The 21348-nt window shown below is 53.5% G+C and carries 18 protein-coding genes; 16 read left to right on the top strand and 2 right to left on the bottom strand.

Annotation, left to right across the window (positions count from 1 at the left end):
• Positions 1 to 192: 192 nt before the first annotated feature.
• Positions 193 to 2625, bottom strand: a complete 2433-nt coding sequence (locus tag BN8_RS05205) for an endonuclease MutS2 (protein WP_009280768.1) — start codon at positions 2623 to 2625, stop codon at positions 193 to 195.
• Between the two features lie 156 nt (positions 2626 to 2781).
• Here BN8_RS05205 and BN8_RS05200 point away from each other — a divergent pair, with 156 nt between their 5' ends.
• The 4 genes from BN8_RS05200 (at position 2782) to BN8_RS05185 (ending at position 5051) form a co-directional block, all read left to right on the top strand.
• A complete protein-coding gene (locus BN8_RS05200; protein ID WP_009280767.1) occupies positions 2782 to 3735 on the top strand; it encodes a polysaccharide deacetylase family protein in 954 nt (317 codons plus the stop codon).
• Between the two features lie 88 nt (positions 3736 to 3823).
• Entirely contained in the window at positions 3824 to 4171 is a 348-nt protein-coding gene (locus BN8_RS05195) for a hypothetical protein (RefSeq protein ID WP_009280766.1), read from the top strand.
• Positions 4172 to 4318: 147 nt separating this feature from the next.
• The gene (gene moaD, locus BN8_RS05190; protein ID WP_009280765.1) at positions 4319 to 4567 is read left to right on the top strand and encodes a molybdopterin converting factor subunit 1; all 249 of its coding nucleotides are present in this window, start codon (positions 4319 to 4321) and stop codon (positions 4565 to 4567) included.
• Positions 4568 to 4640: 73 nt separating this feature from the next.
• Positions 4641 to 5051 carry a molybdenum cofactor biosynthesis protein MoaE gene (locus BN8_RS05185; protein WP_009280764.1) on the top strand — a complete coding sequence of 137 codons (411 nt, stop codon included), beginning with the start codon at positions 4641 to 4643 and terminating at the stop codon, positions 5049 to 5051.
• A 3-nt stretch (positions 5052 to 5054) separates the two neighbouring features.
• Here the strand turns inward: BN8_RS05185 and BN8_RS05180 are convergent, their stop codons facing one another.
• Positions 5055 to 6182: an endonuclease/exonuclease/phosphatase family protein gene (locus BN8_RS05180; protein WP_009280763.1), complete on the bottom strand. Its 1128-nt coding sequence runs from the start codon at positions 6180 to 6182 to the stop codon at positions 5055 to 5057.
• A 287-nt stretch (positions 6183 to 6469) separates the two neighbouring features.
• On the opposite strand from BN8_RS05180, the gene rimP reads away from it, so the two are divergent.
• The 12 genes from rimP (at position 6470) to BN8_RS05120 (ending at position 21339) form a co-directional block, all read left to right on the top strand.
• The gene (gene rimP / locus BN8_RS05175; protein ID WP_009280762.1) at positions 6470 to 6979 is read left to right on the top strand and encodes a ribosome maturation factor RimP; all 510 of its coding nucleotides are present in this window, start codon (positions 6470 to 6472) and stop codon (positions 6977 to 6979) included.
• A gap of 76 nt (positions 6980 to 7055) precedes the next feature.
• Positions 7056 to 8300: a transcription termination factor NusA gene (gene nusA, locus BN8_RS05170; RefSeq protein WP_009280761.1), complete on the top strand. Its 1245-nt coding sequence runs from the start codon at positions 7056 to 7058 to the stop codon at positions 8298 to 8300.
• A 177-nt stretch (positions 8301 to 8477) separates the two neighbouring features.
• Positions 8478 to 11969: a translation initiation factor IF-2 gene (gene infB, locus BN8_RS05165; RefSeq protein WP_009280760.1), complete on the top strand. Its 3492-nt coding sequence runs from the start codon at positions 8478 to 8480 to the stop codon at positions 11967 to 11969.
• Positions 11970 to 12141: 172 nt separating this feature from the next.
• On the top strand, positions 12142 to 12495 hold the full coding sequence (locus BN8_RS05160) for an S-adenosylmethionine decarboxylase family protein (RefSeq protein ID WP_009280758.1): 354 nt from the start codon (positions 12142 to 12144) through the stop codon (positions 12493 to 12495).
• Positions 12492 to 13802, top strand: coding sequence for a DUF4178 domain-containing protein (locus BN8_RS05155; protein WP_009280757.1), 1311 nt, complete (start codon positions 12492 to 12494; stop codon positions 13800 to 13802). The genes BN8_RS05160 and BN8_RS05155 overlap by 4 nt, the downstream gene beginning before the upstream one ends.
• Before the next feature lie 5 nt (positions 13803 to 13807).
• Positions 13808 to 14002, top strand: a complete 195-nt coding sequence (locus BN8_RS05150) for a hypothetical protein (protein ID WP_009280756.1) — start codon at positions 13808 to 13810, stop codon at positions 14000 to 14002.
• A gap of 12 nt (positions 14003 to 14014) precedes the next feature.
• Positions 14015 to 14221, top strand: coding sequence for a DUF350 domain-containing protein (locus BN8_RS05145; protein WP_009280755.1), 207 nt, complete (start codon positions 14015 to 14017; stop codon positions 14219 to 14221).
• Positions 14214 to 15767 carry a polyamine aminopropyltransferase gene (locus BN8_RS05140; protein WP_009280754.1) on the top strand — a complete coding sequence of 518 codons (1554 nt, stop codon included), beginning with the start codon at positions 14214 to 14216 and terminating at the stop codon, positions 15765 to 15767. Before BN8_RS05145 ends, BN8_RS05140 begins: the two co-directional genes overlap by 8 nt.
• Positions 15757 to 17403, top strand: coding sequence for an NAD(P)-binding protein (locus tag BN8_RS05135; RefSeq protein ID WP_009280753.1), 1647 nt, complete (start codon positions 15757 to 15759; stop codon positions 17401 to 17403). The genes BN8_RS05140 and BN8_RS05135 overlap by 11 nt, the downstream gene beginning before the upstream one ends.
• Positions 17400 to 18449, top strand: a complete 1050-nt coding sequence (locus BN8_RS05130) for a hypothetical protein (protein ID WP_009280752.1) — start codon at positions 17400 to 17402, stop codon at positions 18447 to 18449. Before BN8_RS05135 ends, BN8_RS05130 begins: the two co-directional genes overlap by 4 nt.
• Positions 18446 to 19147: a metallophosphoesterase gene (locus BN8_RS05125; protein ID WP_009280751.1), complete on the top strand. Its 702-nt coding sequence runs from the start codon at positions 18446 to 18448 to the stop codon at positions 19145 to 19147. The genes BN8_RS05130 and BN8_RS05125 overlap by 4 nt, the downstream gene beginning before the upstream one ends.
• Positions 19148 to 19254: 107 nt before the next feature.
• Positions 19255 to 21339 (top strand): BatA domain-containing protein, encoded by a 2085-nt coding sequence (locus BN8_RS05120; protein WP_009280750.1) that lies wholly within the window; start codon positions 19255 to 19257, stop codon positions 21337 to 21339.
• Positions 21340 to 21348 lie beyond the last annotated feature (9 nt).

Genomic DNA, 21348 nt, shown 5'->3' with positions numbered 1-21348 from the left:
GAATCACCCAGCTTGTTGATCGACGTGTTATTCGACTCAACAGAAACCAAAGAAGCACACGGTAGACCTGCTGGGGATCACGCTCATAATCCGTGGAATGTACAGAGGTATCTACCAGAATAAAGTCTGCTAAAAACAAGGTGGGGTAGGTTTGAGAACCTACCCCACCTTGTTTTTAGCAGACCAGGCAGCTTACTTCATCTTCACGATCGTCACCCCGGCGCCACCACGATCGGCGTGTTCGTCTTCCATACGGGCCACCTGCTTGTACGTGCGCAGGTGGTTCCGGACAAGGTTCCGCAGGATGCCATCGCCCTTGCCGTGTACGACCCGAAGTTCCGGATAGCCCAGCATCAGGGCGTTGTCCATAAAACGGTCCACTTCGCCGAGTGCTTCTTCGCCCCGCTTCCCCCGGATGTCCAGGTTGAAGCTGAAGTTCATCATCTTCTCGTTCAGGTCGAGGTTACCGCCTACGCTCCGTGGCTTTTCGTCGGTTGCGGTGGCTTCCTTAAACACCTTCCGGCTCACCTTTTCCAGACGGTTCAGCTTTACGTTCGATTTCAGGTCACCAATGCGAATTTCGGCGTCTTTTCCACGTAATGCCAGCACTTCGCCGATGGCCGCCGTGGATTCGGCGTTCTGTCCCTGAATCCGGACGTAGCTGCCCACGGTGATCTCACCGCCCGCCGTTTCAAATTCTTCCTGCTGTTGCGGTTTTTCGACTACCAGCGTTTCGGGTTTCAGTTCTTTCTGCTCAAACTGCTCCAGTTGCTGGCGAACCTGCCGGGTAGCATCACGTTCGGCTTTATTTTCCTTAATTTCACGGATGGTGTTTTCGATGCGCTGGTTCGCTTCCTGAACAAGTGCCTTAGCTTTCTGTTTCGCATCGTTCAGTAGTTGCTTCTGCTCGTTGTCAAGCCTGGTCTTCAGGGCTGTGTACTCGGCCAGTTGCTGGGCCAGCTTGCGTTGGTTGATGCTGACATCGAGGTTCTTTTCGGCAAATACCCGCTTCTCAATATCCAGTTCTTTCAACAACTTCTCGAAGTTAACCTGCTGGGTACCTAGCTTCTCTTTTGCCCGATCAACCACCGCTTTCGGCAGACCAATCTTGGAGGCAATCTCGAAGGCAAACGAACTACCCGGCCGACCAATTTCGAGTTCATACAGCGGTTCCAGGTGCTCACCATCGAAGCGCATCGCCCCATTGACCAGCCCCGGCGTTTTGTCGGCAAAGAGTTTCAGGTTGGTGTAGTGCGTATTAATTACACCATAGGCACCGGACTTATTAAGGTCTTCCAGAATCGCTTCGGCAATGGCTCCGCCCAGCCCGGGCTCCGTTCCCGTACCGAACTCGTCGATCAGGAACAGCGTCCGTTTGTTGGCTCCGACCAGAAACTGCTTCATAGCTGTCAGGTGCGAGCTGTACGTACTGAGGTCGTTCTCCAGTGATTGCTCGTCGCCAATGTCGATGAACAGGTTTTGAAACACGCCCATTTCCGAGTGTTCCATCATGGGCACCAGCATCCCGCATTGCAGCATGTACTGAATCAGCCCAATGGTCTTCAGGGCGACGGATTTACCACCTGCGTTCGGACCGGAGATAATCAGGATACGCTGCTTTTCGTCCAGCCGGACGCCCAACGGCACTACCTTCTTACGTTGATTCTGAAACGACAGGTACAGCAGCGGATGGCGGGCATCGACCCAACTCACCAATGGCCGGTTCTGCAACTTCGGCATAGACGCATCCAGTTGCACAGCCAGCTTCGCCTTGGCGCGGATGAAATCAATCTGGGCCAGGAAGTTAACAGCTTTCTGCAACTCCGGTAAGTGCGGACGTATTTGATCCGTCAGCGCCAGCAGGATGCGGTAAATCTCGCGACGCTCTTCGTATTCAAGCTCACGAATCTCGTTGTTGGCATCAAACACCTCGGCCGGCTCCAGAAACACGGTCTGCCCCGTCTGTGACTCGTCATGCACAAAGCCTTTGATCTTGCGTTTGTGTTCGGCCGCAATCGGAATCACAAGTCGGCCACCACGTACCGTCAGGCTTAGATCGTCGGGTATCCACCCGTTTTGCCGGGCCTGTTTCAGAATGGTGTCCAGCCGTTTACGCAGGTTGTTCTGCTCAGCGATAATCTGCCGGCGGATGCGGGCGAGTTCGGGCGAGGCCGAATCACGTACGTTTCCACGGTCGTCGATGATTCGCTCCAGCGCGTCGGTCAGTTTCCGGTCAACGGCTACGGGCCCCGCCAGTTCTTTTAGGTACGGGAACGCACTCTCTTCTTCACGCTTTTCGAGGAAGCGAAGGCAATCCTGAATGGTACGCAGAGCCAGTTTAAGGTCAAAAAATTCGGCTTCGGTCAGGGCCAGCCCTTCGACACGAGCCCGGCTGAGCTGCGACCGAACGTCAATGTAATTCGATTGCGGAAAATCAGGTTCGTACTGAACGATCTGCTTAAACTCAGCCGTTTGACGTAACAGTTTATCGATCAGTTGAAAATTATCGGTAAAGCGAATCTTATCGACATAATCCTGCCCCAGAGAACTGACGCAGGCCGCTTTCAAACGTTCGCGGATTGTATCGAAACCTAATTTGCTTTCTAATTTATCAGGGTAAAGCATTTAACAAAAGTATGGAACAGGCGGGCAATTGTTTCCCGCCTTGTAGATAACGTTTTCCGTAAATCACTGGTTCGTCCGGATTAAAAAGCGTTTAGAAACGTAGCGGCCAGATACAGCATTTCAGTTTTTGAGTATGTTTGGGCATACTAAATCGCTATGTTTACTCGTCCAGTTTTACCTGTCGTAACAGCCCTTGGGCTTTTTCTTCTCACAATCAGCGGCTTAACAAGTTGTAAGCAAGGTCAATCGGCCGATACGAACTCGGCGAACACGAACGCCGGAGCGATAGCCACAGCCGAAGCCTCAACCAAATCGGCCATCACGGCCGCTAAACCAACCGAAACCGCAGCCCCGGTCACCGATCCGACCACAATCCCAGCCGGGAAAATTGCTGATCCGGCTACCATCCTGAGCCGTCAGCAGGTACCGGTCCTTTGTTACCACCAGATCCGCGACTGGCGGGCCCGCGACTCAAAAAGTGCGAAGGATTACATTGTCCCACCGGATCTGTTCAAAGACCACATGCAAATGCTGGCCGACAGCGGTTATCACACCATTCTGCCCGATCAGTACTACGCCTACCTAACCACCGGCGCGCCATTACCTGCTAAACCCGTTATGATCACCTTCGACGACGGCGACCTCGACCAGTACACCGTAGCGGCCCCGATTCTGGAAAAGCACGGCTTCAAAGCGTCGTTCTTCATCATGACCGTTGCTATTGGTCGCCGGGGCTACCAGCCGTACATGGACAAGCAGCAGATCAAGGATCTGTCGGACCGCGGGCATACCATCGGTGCCCACACCTGGGACCACCATAACGTGAAGAAATACCAGGGCGACGACTGGAAAATTCAGATCGACGAGCCGAACGAAAAACTGCAAACCATTACGGGCAAGCCAGTACGTTACTTTGCCTATCCATTCGGATTATGGAACGAAGCTGCTTTGCCGGAACTGAAAAAACGGGGGTATCTGATGGCCTTTACGCTGGCTGAGAAAAAACGCGACCCGCAACTGCCCTTGTTGACCACCCGGCGGATTATTGCCGGTGGCCCGTGGAGTGCTAAAACGCTTTACCGGAACATGGTGGGCAGCTTTCGTCAATAGTTTTAAGCTAATTCCGCTAAACATTCTCGTTCCGTAATCGTTAGTGAGTTGATATCATCTTGATCAACTACACAGTAACACAACGATTATGAAAAAGCTCATGATGCTGGCCGCTGCGCTGGTTTTCTCGGTAGCGGTTGCTACGGCTCAGGACGTTAAAGAGAATGCCAAAGAAACGGGCCGTCAGGCAAAACGTACGGCAAAAGCTGCCGGCAACAAAATTGAACGGGAAGCCGATGAAGCCGGCGACAAGATTTCGGATGCGGCTCAGGAAACGAGCCAGGACGTAAAACGGGGCGCAAAAAAAGCAGGCCGTAAGATTGACCGGGCCGCTGAGAATACGAAGGAAGACGTAAAGGACGGCACGAACAAAGCCCTCGACAAAACCGACCGCAAGCTGAAAAAAGCAGAACGGAAACTCGATAACTCGAAATAAGTAAGGAACGACCTACGTGTCTTTCCGGGTGCCACCGCTTGATCAAGCGGTGGCACTTTTGTTTCAAACCAATGGCAGATACAACGAAAAACAGTACGTCCAAGTCTATACGTTGACTTGATACCATTTGTGCTGTTACTTTGAATCATGAATGCATCCATTTCAGTATTATTGTTCGGGATCACCCGCGATATTACGGGTCAGTCGGCCGTATCGGTCCCCCTATCCGACGGGAACCGCGTGGGTGATCTGCTGCAACGACTTCAGCAGCAGTATCCCCGTCTGTCCGACATCCGATCGTTGCTGGTAGCCGTCAACGGCGAATACGCAGATTCCGATACGGTCATCAACAGCAAGGACGAAGTAGCCTTGATTCCACCCGTTAGTGGCGGCTAAGCCGGACGTTGTCTACGTTGACATTATGCCGGCTAAAACCTGTTGACCCTCACTCACTGATCACTGTTACGTTATGATTGCCATTACCACGGACCCTATCGATGTTGCGTCAGCCCTAAAACTATTGCAGGCCGACGAAGCAGGGGCTATTGATCTGTTTCTCGGCGTTGTTCGCGACAAGACGCAGGAGCGCTCCGTCGATCACCTCGAATACGAAGCTTATGACCGCATGGCGATCAGTGAAATGCGGAAAATTGTCGACGAAGCCAACCGGCGCTGGAAGCTGCTGCGTTGCGTGGTTATCCACCGCAAGGGTACGCTTCGCATCGGGGAAATTGCCGTTCTGATTGGGGTTGCTACGCCCCACCGCGCCGATGCATTTGACGCCACCCGCTACGTGATCGACACCATCAAACAAACCGTTCCGATCTGGAAAAAGGAAATCTTCTCTGACGGCGAGGTGTGGGTCAACGCCACCCCGTAATACCTACTTGATACGGTAAGTGCCCATGATTGGGTAGTGATCGGAGTAGCGCACGTAGTTGATGGTCTCAAAATCGAGCGCATCGAAGTGCTTTGGATCAAAAAACTGGTGATCGATGCGGATAAAGCCCGGCAGGCGATTGTACGTAAAGCCGAACCCACTGCCGGCGGCCTCGAAGCTGTTGCGCAGTACCCGACGCATTCGCTCGTAGACAACGCTGTAGGGCGTATCGTTATGGTCGCCCGTAACGATTACCGGAAACTCACTTTCGGTGATGTGGCGCTCGACCTTACGGACCTGTTCACGACGCTCCATAAACCCAAAGCGGAGTGCACTCAGAATACCCCGGGTTTCCTGTTTCACCCCCGTCAGTTCGTCCTGGCGGAGTACCTTGCCCACCCGAATGCCCATCGAGTGCAGGTGTACGTTGATAATCCGGATCGTATCGTTACCGACCTTGATATTGGCCCACACCAATCCGTTCCGGCCGTTAAAAATCTCCCGCCCCGAATGAATGATCGGATATTTGGAAAAGATCGCGACGCCGAGGTCACCGTAGTCCGTGCCCAGTAGTTCCGGGTACAGCACTACAGAATGTTCGTAGCCCGCGTTCCGAAACCGGCGAACCATGTTGTATTCGGGCAAGGTAGTGGACGAGCAGAACTCCTGGAAGCATTTAATGGGAGCATCGTACCGCAGCACGTAGTTGAGCGTTCGGCGAATGGGTGGCGAACTCCGCTGACGAGCCCAGTAGTCGCTGAGGTTGAACATCCCTACATTGTAGCTGAACACCTTTATGACCGGATGACTGGGCGTCGATACCGCAGCATTGCCCGTAGACTGATGCCACTGGAAGGTTCGCTCCCCGAACAGAATAACGCCCAGAATCAGCACCAGCCCCGACAACCAGCTCCGCCAGGGTCGCGTGGCCAGCCAGAAAAACACGACGATCAGGTTAAACACCCAGGCCACCGGCAGGGTGATCATGATCATACCGGCCGACCAATGCTCGATCGGAAGTTTATATAAAAGCCAGTAAGCCAGCAGCGTATATAAAACAAGCAGCAGATTAAACGACCAAAACAGCGATCGAAAAAAATACGCAATAAGCTCACCAACTCGAAAACGCATTATTTATCGTACGTTTGGCATCAGACCTCACCGACGCACACAGGCCCAAAAGTACGTCATAATTAACAGAAACGTGCTATTTTCCAGGCACGGCCCCCTGAATACAACCACTATACGGCTTTTGGGGCTGTCAGTTATTATCCCAACGTACTGACGCTGCAACGCCCTGCCCCTCGCTGTGGACACGTTTGCAATTCGCTCGTAAATCTGTTATATTTGCAGTCGTAATACGTATTTCTGTTAAGTAAAAAAGGGAGTCGCACTCCCTTTTTTGTTAGCCCTATTGCATGGATGACAAAACGCGCATCGCGGAGCTGATTCAGCCGTATCTGAACGACGGCCAATTTTATATTGTTGATTGTCAGGTAGCCGGCCGCCAGGGGGGGCGCATTAAAGTAACCCTCCTACTGGATAGCGATACCGGGATTACGATTGATGAGTGCGTTGACATTAGCCGCCGGTTTGGGGCGCAACTGGACGAAACCGACCTGTTCGACGGAGCACCCTTTACGCTGGAGGTATCGTCGCCGGGTGTGGATCATCCGCTGACGTTCCCACGCCAGTACCGACGGAATATTGGTCGACGCCTTAAATTGACCCTTACCGACGGTACGACCCGGACGGGCGTACTTGAATCCGTTGCTGACGATCAGATTATCCTGAACATCACGCCAGAACAGAAATCGAAGACGCAGAAAAAGAAAGACGCTAAGCTTGGCATTGAAGAAGTGACCGGCCCGGTACCGATTCGCTTCGATGCGATTCTGAAAGCAAACGTAGAAATATCATTCAAATGAGTCAGCCGGTCGGTAAACGCGTTGGAACATCTTCCGCCGATCGACGACTGATCAACTGATTAACTTGCAAACTACCATGACCAGTGGATTACTGATCGAATCATTTGCGGACTTTGCCCGGTCGAAAAATATTGACCGGCCCACCATGATCGCTATACTGGAGGATGTGTTCAGGACAATGATTCGCAAAAAGTTCGGCACCGATGAGAACTTCGACGTAATCATCAACGCCGAAAGTGGCGACCTCGAAATGTGGCGCACCCGTGAGATTGTCGATGATAACTCGGAAGATATCTGGGATTATGACAAAATTCCTCTTGCCGAAGCCCGAAAAATTCAGGACGACTTTGAAGTAGGCGAACAGGTAGCCGAAGAGGTGAAGCTGGAAGATTTTGGACGACGGGTGGTACAGACGGCCCGTCAGACCCTCATCCAGAAAATCAAGGACTTAGAAAAAGAGTTACTGTACCAGAAATATAAGGATCAGGTCGGCGACCTGATTACGGCAGAAGTCTACCAGTTGCTCAAGCACGAAATTATTCTGGTCGACCCTGAGAATAACGAACTGAGCCTGCCGCGTACCGAGCAGATTCCGAAAGATCGTTACCGCAAAGGCGAAACTATCAAAGCCGTCGTGGGTCGTGTCGAAATGATCAACGGATCGCCCAAGATCATCCTGTCCCGCACGTCGCCGGTATTCCTGGAGCGACTGTTCGAGATCGAGGTACCCGAAATCTACGACGGCCTGATCTCCATCCGGAAAATTGTCCGGGAGCCGGGCGAGCGGGCCAAAGTAGCCGTAGAATCCTACGACGACCGGATCGATCCCGTTGGTGCCTGCGTCGGTATGAAAGGTTCGCGAATTCACGGCATCGTTCGTGAGTTGGGGAACGAAAACATCGACGTAATCAACTACACCGAAAACCTCGAACTGCTCATTAGCCGGGCTCTTAGCCCCGCCAAGATCAGTTCAATGCAGATCGACCGGGAAGCCAAACGCGTGTCGGTATTCCTGAAGCCCGACCAGGTGTCGCTTGCTATTGGTAAAGGCGGTCAGAACATTAAACTGGCAGGCCGGTTAGTGGATATGGAAATTGACGTATTCCGCGATAACGAAGGTCAGGAAGACGACGAGGACGTTGACCTGTCAGAATTTACCGACGAGATCGACGAGTGGATGATCGACGAACTCCGCCGGGTAGGTCTCGATACGGCCAAGAGTGTTCTGGCACTGAACCGCGATGAACTTGTTCGCCGAACGGACCTCGAAGAGGATACAATTGACGAAATCCTGAGCATTTTGCGTCGGGAGTTTGAATAATTTTCAGGTGCCCGACTCCGATAAGCCGGCTGGCAGGCGGCCTACCTAATTTGGGTCTGCGAACTGCCACCCGGCATCCGGCGTCCATATTTAATGACTACGTGGGATTTTTATTTAGTAAACCGGTGTTCTTAGGATACCAACAAGCATTAAATTTGCCGAACTTAAACCGAATATATGGCAGAAGATAAGTCAATGCGCCTTAGCCAAGTGGCAAGCATTCTCAAGATAGGTAGAGATACTATCTTGAAAAGTCTGTCTGCCAAAGGGTTCAAGGTTGATAGTAATCCCAACACCAAAATCAACGCTGAGCAGTTGGAGGTGTTGGCGAAGGAATACAAATCCAATGAACTCCTGACCGGAGCTCGCCGTTCCGAACCGTCGGTTGCGGTCGCCGAGCCACCGCGCCGTCAGGAGGAGGATGTCATTTTGTACCGTCGTGATGACGCAGGTCGTCCTATTGTGGACACTCCCAAACCCGAAGCATCTAAACCGGCGGAAACGCCACGGCCCGCTGCTCCGCAGCCGGCCTCGTCGTCTACTCAGTCTGTAGGAACGGGACTCCCGGGCCTCAAAGTGGTGGGCAAAATTGATCTGAATGCCCGACCGGGTACGCCACCGGCTCAATCCTCGCCGGAGCAACCCAAAGCGGCCCCTTCACAACCCAGCCCAGCACCGGCTGTTGAGCGTACGCGCCCTGCAGAGCCAGTTGCTCAGCCTAAGCCAGCGCCCACAGTGCCTTCCGCAACCCCTCCCCAGGCCGAGGTTACCAAACCCGTTGAGAAGCCACAGCCAACTCCGGTTCAACCGCAGCCGGTAGTGGCGGCTCCGCCCGCTCAACCTAAGCCGGTTGAGACACCAAAACCCGAAACACCCCAGCCTGTTGCCACACAACCGGTTGCCCGTCCGGATGTAAAGCCGGCAGCTCCGGTTGAAAATCGGCAGCCCGCTGCTCAACAACCCGCTCAGGCGACACCGTCGCCACAGCAGCAGGGCAACCAACAGCGTCCTCAGCCGACAGGAAATCCGACACAAGAACGGCGCGACGATCGCCGGGACAACCAGCGTCCGCAGGGACAAGGCGATCGGCCCACTAATCAGTCGAATCGTCCGGCAAATCAGAATCAGCCCCGACCGGAGCAAAACCGGCCGCGCGAGGAGCGTATCCCTACGCCACCTGTAACTGATTCGGATGATGCGACCGTTGAACCCGAAACGATTCGGGCGGCCGGTAGCCATCAATTAGGTGGCTTGAAGATTCTGGGTAAAATTGAATTGCCCGTCAATAACCCACGTCAGGGTGGAGGCAACAACGCCGACGACCGTAAGAAGAAGCGCAAGCGGATTCGTGGTCGCGAAGGAGCCGTTGGTGGTACTGGCCAGCCTAACCAACCGGGTACACCGCGCGAAGGTGGTCAGCCGCAGGGCCAGGGTGGTAATAACTTCCGGAATGACCGCAACGACCGCGGACCACGCGAAGGTGGCCCTCGGGATGGTGCTCCGCGCGAAGCACGCGACGGGCAAGGTCAGAACCAGGGTGACCGGAACCAGGCACCTGCCAACCGCAATAACAATAACCAGAATCAACAAGGCCAAGGTCAGGGCCAGGGTGGCAACAATAACAACAACCGCACCCAGGGACAAGGTGGCGGTGGCCGGAACAACAACAACAACAATAATAACAACAACCGCCAGGGTGGCGGACGCGATAACCGGGGTGGTGGTGGCCGCGACAACAATCGTCGTGACCGCCGGGAAGCGCCTTCCGAAGCAGACGTTCGGGCAAGTATTCGGGCTACCAACGCCCGGATGGCCGGTAACCAGCCTAACCGTGGTGCCGACCGCCGTCGGGACCGTCGTAATGAACGTGCAGAACGCAGCCGTTTGCTGGATGAACAAGAGCAGCTTGAAGCAAAAACGCTGAAAGTAACGGAGTTCGTCTCGGCCAACGACCTGGCGTCGCTGATGAACGTATCGGTCAACGAAGTTATTTCGGTTTGTCTGAACCTGGGCATGTTCGTGTCAATTAACCAGCGACTCGATGCAGAAGCCATTACGGTAATTGCCGACGAATTTGGTTTTGACGTACAGTTTGTATCAGCCGAAGACGAAACCGAAGCGGGTGTCGACGTAGAAGCTGATGCTCCGGAAGATCTGGCACCACGCGCCCCGATCGTTACCATCATGGGTCACGTTGACCACGGTAAAACATCTTTGCTCGACTACATTCGTCGGGCGAAAGTTGCCGCCGGTGAAGCCGGTGGTATCACGCAGCACATTGGTGCCTACAGCGTGAAAACCGCCGATGACCGGATGATCACGTTCCTGGATACACCGGGTCACGAAGCCTTTACAGCCATGCGCGCCCGTGGTGCGAAAGTGACGGATGTCGTTATTATCGTGATTGCGGCCGACGACAGCGTCATGCCACAAACACGGGAAGCTATAAACCACGCTCAGGTAGCTGGCGTACCGATTGTCTTTGCCTTCTCAAAGGTCGACAAGCCGGGTGCCAATGCTGATAAAATCCGCGAAGAACTGGCGACCATGAACCTCCTCGTTGAAGAATGGGGTGGTAAGTACCAGGCGCAGGAGATTTCGTCAAAATCCGGTATGGGTGTTGACGACCTGCTCGAGAAAGTCTTGCTCGAAGCCGAACTGCTCGAACTGAAAGCGAATCCCGATCGTCGGGCGCTGGGTACGGTCATTGAAGCCTCGCTCGACAAAGGCCGTGGGTACGTATCAACGGTGCTGGTTGAGAATGGTACGCTCCGTCAGGGTGATATTATGCTCGTGGGTGCCCACTACGGACGTATTCGCGCTATGACCAACGACCGTGGTGAACGCATCAAGGAAGCGGGTCCAGCCACTCCGGTGCAGATTCTTGGTTTGCCGGGTGCTCCACAAGCCGGTGACAAATTCAATGTCATGGAAACGGAGCGCGAAGCCCGCGAAATTGCCAACAAACGTGAGCAATTGCTGCGTGAGCAGACGTTGCGTACCCGTAAGCACATTACGCTGGAAGAAATTGGTCGACGGAAAGCGATCGGTAGCTTTAAAGAACTGAACGTAATCGTGAAAGGTGACGTGGACGGTTCGGTAGAAGCACTCTCCGATTCGCTGCTCCAACTGTCGACGGAAGAAGTTCAGGTGAACATCATTCACAAGGCGGTTGGTCAGATTTCGGAGTCGGACATTCTGCTCGCTTCCGCATCCGACGCCATCATTGTCGGCTTCCAGGTTCGTCCATCGGCAAACGCCCGTCGTCTGGCTGAGCAGGAACAGATCGAGATTCGTCTGTACTCAATCATCTACGACGCGATCAACGAGGTTAAAGATGCCATGGAAGGTCTGTTAGCACCGACAACGGAAGAAGTTGTTACGGGTAACATTGACGTTCGCGAGGTGTTCAAGATCAGTAAGGTAGGTACGGTAGCCGGTTGTTACGTAACGGATGGTATCATCAAACGGAACAACAAGATTCGGGTGATCCGCGACTTTATCGTGATCCATACCGGCGAAATCAGCGCTCTGAAACGCTTCAAGGACGACGTTGGCGAAGTGCGTTCCGGCTACGAATGTGGTCTGAGTGTCAGGAACTTCAACGATATTGAAGTAGGCGACACGATCGAAGCCTTCGAAATTAAAGAAGTGAAGCGTACGTTGTAAAGACAACGCTCAATAAATAAACGAATGACCGCCCTCCAGACGTCGACGTCTGGAGGGCTTTTTTATGCCGATTGTACAACCCGCCAACCGATACTCCGATTTTTCCTTCCTGCAATTTTTCCGCAAATACATTTGTGTCTGTATCTTACAACACGTTACTGTAACCTAAACCATGACAGCATACCGACCCGGTCTGCACCTCTTGTCAACCTTTTTGTCTTCGGTGGAGCTTCTAGGCGATGCAGCAGCTTGCCGAACGACGTTCGACCAACTCATTGAGAGCCTGGAGCTAACAAAGGTTGGAGAGGCCTACCACATCTTTCCGAACGGCGGTTTTACGGCCGTAGTTTGCCTGACGGAGTCGCACGTATCGATTCATACCTGGCCGGAACTGGGACTCGCGACCTTCGATGTCTTTCTGTCCAATTACCTGCGCGACAATTCAGCGAAAGCCCGTCAATTTCACGCTGATGTATTGACGTATTTCGCAGCCACCGAACTTTCTAAACAGGAGCTTACGCGATGACTGATGCAGTTCCTTCTGGCCAGACACCCCCATCGGCCACGCTCGACTGCCCCAGGTGTCAGTCAGCCATTACGTATTATGACGTAAAAGGGAGTTCTTTTTATGGTTGTCCGACCTGCCACACATTCTTTAAATATGAATACGAAGGACCACCCAACATACTAACTACATTCGCCAGCACGACCTCGCTCATTCCCATTCCTATCGGGACCGAAGGGTATCTGGACGGCCAGTTTATGCGGGTGGTTGGGTTCATGCGTAAGAAAGAAACCACAGCTCCTTACGAATGGACAGAATACATGCTATTGCGGCAAAATGGCAGGTATGCGCAGTTAGCCGAATACAATGGACACTGGATGTATGTTGAGCCTATCGATAAAAAGTATACCGAATACCATACCACCGGGAAAGCGTATTATGTCGATACGGAGCAACGTCAGTACCGGCTCTACAACCGCTACAAGGCAACCGTACTGGATGCCGTCGGCGAATTCGACTGGAATATCCTCGACGATGAGGAATTAACTATTTCTGAATATATACACCCACCTTTCATGCTCATCAGCGAGCAGAATGGGTCTCGTTCGGACTGGTACGTTGCCAGGTACATCCGGCATACGGATATCGTTACGGCTTTTGATCTGTCGGAAGATACACTACCCACGCCGTATGGTGTGGGAGCCATCCAGCCTGCTGATCCGAAAGGACGCTGGGATGCGTTGCTGTCATTTACGGGTATGGCCGTTGTGGTGCTGTTGTTGATTCAGGCGGTTATTAGCTTCAGCCGACCATCCCGGCAGTTATTCAACGAAACGTATCAAACAGAGCCGGTACTGGATTCGGCATCGGTCAGTTTCAAGCCTATTGTAACACCCACGTTTTCAGTCGACGGCCCTGCAGTGCTGACTATTGATCTACGCGCTGAGCTGGCTAACCAGTGGCTCGAACTACCTATGTCGCTGATCAATGATCAGACGGGCAAGACGTACGAACTTACCAAAGCACTGGAGTATTACTACGGCCGCGAAGGGGGAGAAAACTGGTCGGAAGGCAGCCGAACCGACGATGCCGTGCTCTCGCGCATCCCATCCGGACGCTATCATCTGAATATCTACCCGGCCACGGCACCTGGCAATACCGTTTCATTCAGGGTGACGGTCAAACAGAATCCAATGCTGTGGTCCAATCTGATTATATTGTTACTACTGCTCTGCCTGTATCCGGCGATTCTATACTGGCGTCGGCAGTGGTACGAACAAAGCCGTTGGAGCAACAGCGATTTTTCGGATATAGATACTAACGAATAAGACCGATGCTGGACGAAATTAAGAAGATAAAATTTTACGCGGCTGCCGTATTAGTAGCCCTGCTTCTGTTCACCTGGGCCGGCTTCAGCGGTACCCGTGTGTTCGGCGACGACGTCAACAGCGTTGAGAACAACCGAGGGTATTACGGTCATTCAGGTAGTACCGGCGGCCGTGTCTACAACCGATTACACCACAAATAACCTAAATCCCGCATGGAACTCAAGTACATCACCGCTTCAATAGTTTACTCACTGCTCGGCATTTTCATTCTGGTCGTTTGTTTTATCATTATTGAAAAAATTGCGCCTGAAAATCTCTGGAAGAAAATTGTTGACGAGCAGAACGTAGCATTGGCTATTCTGGCGGCTGCGTTCATGATCGCCGTATCCATCATTATCAGTTCGGCCATTCATGGTTAAGGAAGCGGAACCGGAACCGACTACGGTGCGGTCGGGACTGACATCCCTGCACTGGCTGCTGTTGGTATCGGTGTTCGTCATCGCTACCTGTGGCCTCATCTACGAGCTGGTAGCCGGTACGTTGGCCAGTTACCTGCTGGGGGATTCGGTTACGCAGTTTTCGACCATTATCGGTGCGTATCTGTTTTCGATGGGTATCGGCTCGTGGCTGTCGAAGTACCTCGAAGGTAACCTGCTCAAGTGGTTCATCCGCATCGAAATCCTGGTCGGTCTTGTTGGCGGATGTAGTGCGCCCCTCTTGTTTGTTCTGTTTGAATATGTCGCGTCATTCCGGCTGATTCTCTACACCCTGGTCGGTCTGACGGGGATTCTGGTTGGGCTGGAGATTCCGCTTCTGATGCGGATTCTGGAGAATCAGCTCACGTTCAAAGATCTGGTTTCGCGCGTTTTTACGTTCGACTACATCGGTGCGCTGCTGGCGTCGCTCATTTTTCCGCTGATCCTGATCCCACAATTAGGGCTTATTCGGACGTCGTTGTTCTTTGGTTTGCTGAACATTGGCGTAGCAGCCTTCCTGCTCTATCGATTTGCAGAAACCCGGCCGTTCCGCCGGGGGTTTAGCTTAATTCTGCTGGTGTCGGTTGGTCTGCTTACCACGGGTTTTATCTACGCCGAGCGGATTATGACCTATTCCGAGGGGCTGGCATTCCAGGATACGGTGATTTACACCAAGAGCACACCGTACCAACGCATTGTGCTGACCCGCAACAATCGTGAGTTACGGCTGTACTTAAACGGGAATCTACAGTTCAGCTCGGCGGATGAGTACCGCTACCACGAAGCGCTTGTACACCCGGCCATGCAGGCCCGCCCATTGGCGAGGAACGTACTGGTGCTGGGCGGGGGCGATGGTCTGGCGGTACGGGAGTTATTAAAATACCCGTCTGTCCAGCGAGTTAAACTCGTAGATCTCGACCCTGGCATGACAAAGCTGTTTCAGCAGAATTCGACGCTGGTACAGTTGAATAATCGTTCGTTGCTGTCGCCTAAAGTTCAGGTTATCAATAACGATGCGTTTACGTGGATACGGCAGGATACCGCCCGTTATGATGTCATTATTGTCGATTTTCCAGACCCTTCGAACTACTCCATCGGTAAATTATACAGCACTACGTTCTACACCGAACTGGAAAAACGGCTGGCTCCCGACGGTCTGGCAGTGGTGCAGTCAACCTCACCCTACGTAGCGCGGAAGTCATTCTGGTGCATCAATCATACACTGGCCACTGTTGGTTTTCAGACGATTCCGTACCATACGTACGTACCCTCTTTTGGTGAATGGGGGTATGTACTGGCCCTCCGGAATCAGCACTGGCGATTGGATGGCCCATTGCCGAAAGGGTTGCGTTACGTTACCCCATCAACCATCCGTGACATGCTATACTTTCCGCCCGACATGGCCGAAGTGCCAACGGAAGTGAATAAATTGAATAATCAGGTGTTGGTTCAGTCGTTCGAAGAAGAGTGGGCACCGTATGGACAATAATTCTGACGCAGTTAATCGGCGTACGTTTTTGGCGCAGGCTGGTGTCGGGGCAGCACTGCTCCTGACGGCCGGTGTTAACGTATCCGGTTGTACATCGGCTCGTTCGATCAGCCACATTCAGGGGGGTATGACTGGCGCGAATCACCAGGCCGGCCACCGCCTGCGGGCGGTCAACGAATTGGCTAAACTACCCGTATCGGATCGGCTAACGACGGACGTACTCATTGCAGGTGGCGGGGTGGCGGGGCTATCGGCCCGGCGTTGGCTGGAGCGACTGGGCGTTGTCGATACGTTGCTGCTCGAAATGGATGGGCAAACCGGCGGTAACGCAGCGTATGGACGAAATTCTGTTTCTGCTTATCCCTACGGAGCGCATTACCTGCCAATTCCTGATCTACGCAATCAGGAATTACTCGACTTCCTGAGCGAAAGCAAGATCATTACCGGTTCCGATGCGCAGGGCCTTCCCCTTTATAATGATTATTTCCTGTGCCACGATCCGGAAGAGCGACTGTTTATCAACGGCTTCTGGCAGGAAGGCCTGGTTCCTGAAGCCGGGGTACCGAGCAGCGACAAAGACGAGATCAACCGTTTTTTTCGGGTAATTGACCAATTTAAAACAGCCAGGGGCGCCGATGGTCTGGACGCCTTTACGATTCCGCTCGACCGGTCATCGTCGGACGAAACATTTCGTCGGTTAGACCGGGTGTCGTTCGCCGGTTACCTCGACAAAGAGGGCTTTACATCGCCTTACCTGCGGTGGTACCTGGCCTATTGCTGTCGCGACGACTACGGGGCTACGCCGGAAACGACTTCGGCCTGGGCCGGTATTCACTACTTTGCTTCCCGCAAAGGCCAGGCAGCTAATGCCAATGCATCGTCGGTGCTAACCTGGCCGCAGGGCAACGGTTTTCTGACTGATCAGCTACGCGCCGGAGCGACCTCGCCAATTCGTCAGCATCTGCTGGTTTATGATGTTCAACTGAACGATACTGGCGTGACCGTCATGGCTTTCGACGTAACAACAAGCCGCAACGTCGTAATCGACGCGAATAAGGTGATTCTGGCAACGCCCCAGTTCATTACGAAACACATCGTTCAAAAGCTGGCGCCAGAACGTAGCTCGTTCAACGGCTTTCGGTACGCCCCGTGGATTGTGGCCAATCTGACACTCAATGGGTTGCCGCAGGGCCGGGGGATGTCGCTGTGCTGGGATAACGTCCTCTACGGCGCTTCATCCGTCGGCTATATTACGGCCAATCACCAGGATCTGCGGGATGGCCCCCACAAGGTCATCACGTATTACAAACCATTGACGGACACCGAACCGGACGTAGCGCGTCGGCAAGCCTACAGCACGACCTACGAACAATGGCTGACTCAAATTCTGGACGAACTGGAAATGGCTCATCCGGGTGTGACGCCCTATGTCTCGCAGGCCGACATCTGGGTGTGGGGGCACGGCATGGTTGCGCCCTCGCCGGGATTCGTCTGGGGCCCGGAACGCCGACAGGCCGCTCAGCCTATCGCGAACAGTGTGTTTTTCGCCCATTCGGATTTGAGTGGCGTTTCGATTTTTGAGGAAGCCTTTTACCAGGGCATCCGGGCGGCTCGGGAGGTAGCCGAAACGGTATGAAACAGCCCTGGATAAAAAGCCCACGGTTCGACGGCCTCTACGTGCTGGCTCCGCCGTTCGTAGCGCTACTCATCGTACTGCTCCTGCCCGATCGGTTCAAAACCACTGACGAGATGCCGGTTGTCGGCTGGGTCGCTCTGGTTCTGCTGATCGACGTAGCGCACGTGTACAGTACGCTGTTTCGCACTTATTTTAACAAAGCACGTTTTCAGCGTCAGCGAATACTGTACCTGACGGTGCCGCTGCTGTGCTACGTAGCGGGCGTTCTGTTGCACAGCGCTGGTAGTTTGTGGTTTTGGCGCTGTCTGGCCTACCTGGCGGTTTTTCACTTCGTCCGGCAACAGTACGGCTTCATGCGTATCTACAGCCGGACTGAAACCCGGCCAGGATGGTCTGCCAGTCTGGATACGTGTGTGATCTACGCAGCTACGTTGTACCCCATTCTCTGGTGGCACCTAACCCCCGACCGGCATTTCAACTGGTTTGTCGATGGGGATTTTGTGCAGGGAGACGTTACTGCGCTGAAGTCCCTGGCCGCGGTGCTTTACGGCTTAGTGCTGAGCGCCTACGTACTGAAAGAATGCTGGCTGTATACACGCACCCGCTGGTTTAACTGGCCCCGTAACCTCCTGATCGCTGGCACGGGCGTATCCTGGTACTTTGGGATTATCTGGTTTAACGGCGACCTGGCGTTTACTATGCTTAACGTCGTTTCGCACGGGATTCCGTACATGGCCCTGATCTGGATCAGCGACCGCACCAACGTAGCGTATGCCAATCATACCCCGGGCCGTTTTCTGGCATTGATCACTCGGCGGACTTGGATAGTTTTTGTTGGTGTACTCATTATCCTGGCGTATCTTGAGGAGGGTTTGTGGGATGGTTTTATCTGGCGGGAACACAAGACGGTCTTCGGCTGGTTTCAGATCTTACCGGCCATAACCGACCAACAGATACTGGCGTTGCTGGTTCCGCTACTGGCCCTCCCTCAAATGACGCATTACGTGCTGGATGGGTTTATCTGGCGCCGAAACCAAACGACATGAAACTCGTTACAATCAGTGACATACACGGACGAGGTAATTGGGTACATGTGAATGTAGCCGACTACGACCGGGTAATTTTTCTGGGGGATTACGTGGATAGTCATTCGCTGAGCGACGGTGTGATCCTGAATAATTTTCACCAAATCATTGAGCTCAGGCAACGGTATCCGGAAAAAATTGTCCTTCTGATTGGTAACCACGACGCTCAGTACCTGCATTTTCCCGATTATAGCTGTTCTGGTTTTCGGGCCGCCATGCAGCCGACGCTCACCGACCTGTTCCGGAACCATGAGGATTCGTTCCAGTTGGCCTACCAGGAAGGAAACTACCTGTTTACCCACGCGGGGGTGACCAACGGCTGGATGAATTCAGCGAAACGGCAGGTCGATGATGCGGAGATTCTGGCCCTGCTGAATAACCCGGAAACAGTTGCGGATGGACTGAATCGTCTGCATCAAAGCCCGGACTTTCAGTCGATTCTGTTCGAGGTGGCACCCGTCCGGGGTGGAGACGACCCGTTCAGTGGACCGGTCTGGGCAGACCGGTCTGAAACCCTGACCGACCATCTGACTGGCTTCCATCAGGTGGTTGGCCACACGCCGATCAGCGATTTTCGAACTGTAGGCGACGAAACCAGTTCCATTACCTATACCGACGTCTTGCAAACGAAGACGGCGTTTTATAATCTTGACCTTTGATGAACGTTAAATAATAGACCCTAGATGCTTCCATAGAAAGAGTAGCCGCTCGGCAGTCCGATTGTCTAACGTTCTGAATTAACCCGTCGCTTCGGCGAACTGTCTGAATGAGTTTTCTGTATCCGTCGTTTTTGTTCGGTCTGCTGGCCGTTTCGGTACCTATCGCCATTCACTTATTTAATTTCCGCCGGACCCGTCGGGTGTTTTTCTCCAACGTGGCCCTGCTGAAAACTGTCCAGACCGAAACCAAGTCGTTTCGGCGGCTGAAACATTGGCTGATTCTGGCGGCTCGCTGTTTGTTTCTGGCGTGTCTGGTACTGGCTTTTGCCCAGCCATTTATCCCAAGCAAGAACAAAATCGGGCTGTCGCGGCAGGGCGTCACCAGCCTGTACGTCGATAATTCGTACAGTATGCAGAACGAGCGCAACACGAAGCGGTATCTGGATATTGCCATCGGCCGGCTCGACGAATTACTGACCCTTTTCCGCAACGCGACTTCGCTTCAGTTATTAACCAATGATTTTTCGGCGGCTGAGCAGCAGGCCGGCTCCGCCGAAGCAATCCGCGACCGCGTTACGTCGATACGGTTTGCGCACACGCCCCGGACGCTGGAGAGTGTGTATAAGCGGCAGCGTAACCTGCTTAGTTCACTCAGTCCGAGTGGCGGGAATCAGTTGTTCTGGTTTTCCGATTTTCAAAAAAGTACCGCCGGTGATCTGTCGCGCTTACAGATTGACACGACCGACCGGCTTTTTCTGGTGCCGCTCGATGCCCAGGCAACCAAAAACGTGTACGTTGATTCGGTCTGGCTCAGCACGCCATTCATTCGGGAAATGCAAAACAACAGCCTGAACGTCAAGCTCAGCAACGGGGGCCGGGAGGAGGTCCGCAACCTACCAATCCGGCTTTATCTCGATGATACACAGACGTCAACGGCCTCGGCTACCATTGCGCCGGGTGGTTCGGCAACGGTTTCGCTCAACTTCAACGTAACGTCGAAAGGCTATCACCGGGGCCGAATTGTCTTTGAGGATTACCCTATTACGTTTGATAACCAGTATTTTTTCGTCATTGAAGCGTCGCCGGCCGTACGGGTCATGCACGTGTACGAGCAACGGGCCAACACGGACTACATCAACACTGTTTTCTCGAACGACAGCCTCTTCGTCCGTCGGAGCTTCAACGCCCAGAATTTCGACGTTGGGCAATTGAAAGAAACCGACCTGGTGGTGCTTGAAGGCGTTTCGCAGGTGAACGGTACGCTCCGCACCGAACTGGAACGCTTTGTCCGGCAGGGTGGTAGTCTGGCGATCATCCCTCCCCCAACGCCCGACATCAGTAACTACAACCCATTCCTGAGCGCTTTAGGTGTTGCTGGAGTGCAGAGCAGCGGGGCGGCCGGCTCCTCGCCTACGCTGCTACCGTTGGCTGAACCAGACCGCCGGAATCCTTTCTTCCGCGATGTGTTTCAGCAAACGTATCAGTCAGATCCGTTGAACCTGCCGAGTGCAGCCCCTGTCTGGCGCTGGAGTGGTGGCGACCGGTTGTTAAGTCTGCGTGACGGCAATCCGCTGCTCTCGCAGGCACGCGCAGGGCAGGGCTACGTGTACCTCCTGGCGAACCCACTGGCTACGCAGTATGGCAACCTGGCCGAACACGCCCTGTTTGTGCCGGTCATGTACAAAATGGCAGCTCTCAGCGTCCGGCCGCAACGGACAGCGTACTCGTTTGACGAGAGCCTGATCTCGTTGCCGATCAGCAATCCATCCGAGCGGGCGGTGTACAAACTCAAGCGCGATAAGCTGGAGATAATCCCCGTTCAGCGACTGGTTGGCAATCAACTGCTGCTGGAAATGCCGAAGAGCAATGAACTGGCTACCGGTCAGGAGGTAGAGTCGGGCTATTACGAACTGCAGCTCAACAACGGTCCCGGAGCTGGTAAGACAGAGCGCTTGCTGGCCTTCAACCACGGCAATCAGGAATCGGCAATGGATTTTTACTCGGCCGACGAACTCCGCCGGGCGTTTGCCAACCAGCCGAACGTCGAAGTCTTCGACAGCATCCAGGATGGTGATTTTGTGCAGGTTCTGGAGCAGGAAAACCTGGGTCGGAGCCTCTGGAAATACTTCCTGATGGGGGCACTGGCCTTCCTGTTGATTGAGGTAGCGCTGGTGCGGTTTATGAAAGGGTAATCAACACTT

The sequence above is a fragment of the Fibrisoma limi BUZ 3 genome, from assembly GCF_000296815.2.
Classification (GTDB): Bacteria; Bacteroidota; Bacteroidia; order Cytophagales; family Spirosomataceae; genus Fibrisoma; species Fibrisoma limi.
Note: the sequence above shows the minus strand (reverse complement) of the source record. Positions and strands in the feature narration are given on the sequence as shown.

What these genes read in the sequence shown, in the direction of transcription:
- moaD (WP_009280765.1), top strand. Translation starts at nt 4,319, where the DNA reads ATGAATGCATCCATTTCAGTATTATTGTTCGGGATCACCCGCGATATT.
- BN8_RS05205 (WP_009280768.1), bottom strand. Translation starts at nt 2,625, where the DNA reads ATGCTTTACCCTGATAAATTAGAAAGCAAATTAGGTTTCGATACAATC.
- BN8_RS05195 (WP_009280766.1), top strand. Translation starts at nt 3,824, where the DNA reads ATGAAAAAGCTCATGATGCTGGCCGCTGCGCTGGTTTTCTCGGTAGCG.
- BN8_RS05120 (WP_009280750.1), top strand. Translation starts at nt 19,255, where the DNA reads ATGAGTTTTCTGTATCCGTCGTTTTTGTTCGGTCTGCTGGCCGTTTCG.
- infB (WP_009280760.1), top strand. Translation starts at nt 8,478, where the DNA reads ATGGCAGAAGATAAGTCAATGCGCCTTAGCCAAGTGGCAAGCATTCTC.
- nusA (WP_009280761.1), top strand. Translation starts at nt 7,056, where the DNA reads ATGACCAGTGGATTACTGATCGAATCATTTGCGGACTTTGCCCGGTCG.
- BN8_RS05130 (WP_009280752.1), top strand. Translation starts at nt 17,400, where the DNA reads ATGAAACAGCCCTGGATAAAAAGCCCACGGTTCGACGGCCTCTACGTG.
- BN8_RS05200 (WP_009280767.1), top strand. Translation starts at nt 2,782, where the DNA reads ATGTTTACTCGTCCAGTTTTACCTGTCGTAACAGCCCTTGGGCTTTTT.
- BN8_RS05180 (WP_009280763.1), bottom strand. Translation starts at nt 6,182, where the DNA reads ATGCGTTTTCGAGTTGGTGAGCTTATTGCGTATTTTTTTCGATCGCTG.
- BN8_RS05160 (WP_009280758.1), top strand. Translation starts at nt 12,142, where the DNA reads ATGACAGCATACCGACCCGGTCTGCACCTCTTGTCAACCTTTTTGTCT.
- BN8_RS05135 (WP_009280753.1), top strand. Translation starts at nt 15,757, where the DNA reads ATGGACAATAATTCTGACGCAGTTAATCGGCGTACGTTTTTGGCGCAG.
- BN8_RS05150 (WP_009280756.1), top strand. Translation starts at nt 13,808, where the DNA reads ATGCTGGACGAAATTAAGAAGATAAAATTTTACGCGGCTGCCGTATTA.
- BN8_RS05155 (WP_009280757.1), top strand. Translation starts at nt 12,492, where the DNA reads ATGACTGATGCAGTTCCTTCTGGCCAGACACCCCCATCGGCCACGCTC.
- BN8_RS05185 (WP_009280764.1), top strand. Translation starts at nt 4,641, where the DNA reads ATGATTGCCATTACCACGGACCCTATCGATGTTGCGTCAGCCCTAAAA.
- BN8_RS05145 (WP_009280755.1), top strand. Translation starts at nt 14,015, where the DNA reads ATGGAACTCAAGTACATCACCGCTTCAATAGTTTACTCACTGCTCGGC.
- BN8_RS05125 (WP_009280751.1), top strand. Translation starts at nt 18,446, where the DNA reads ATGAAACTCGTTACAATCAGTGACATACACGGACGAGGTAATTGGGTA.
- rimP (WP_009280762.1), top strand. Translation starts at nt 6,470, where the DNA reads ATGGATGACAAAACGCGCATCGCGGAGCTGATTCAGCCGTATCTGAAC.
- BN8_RS05140 (WP_009280754.1), top strand. Translation starts at nt 14,214, where the DNA reads ATGGTTAAGGAAGCGGAACCGGAACCGACTACGGTGCGGTCGGGACTG.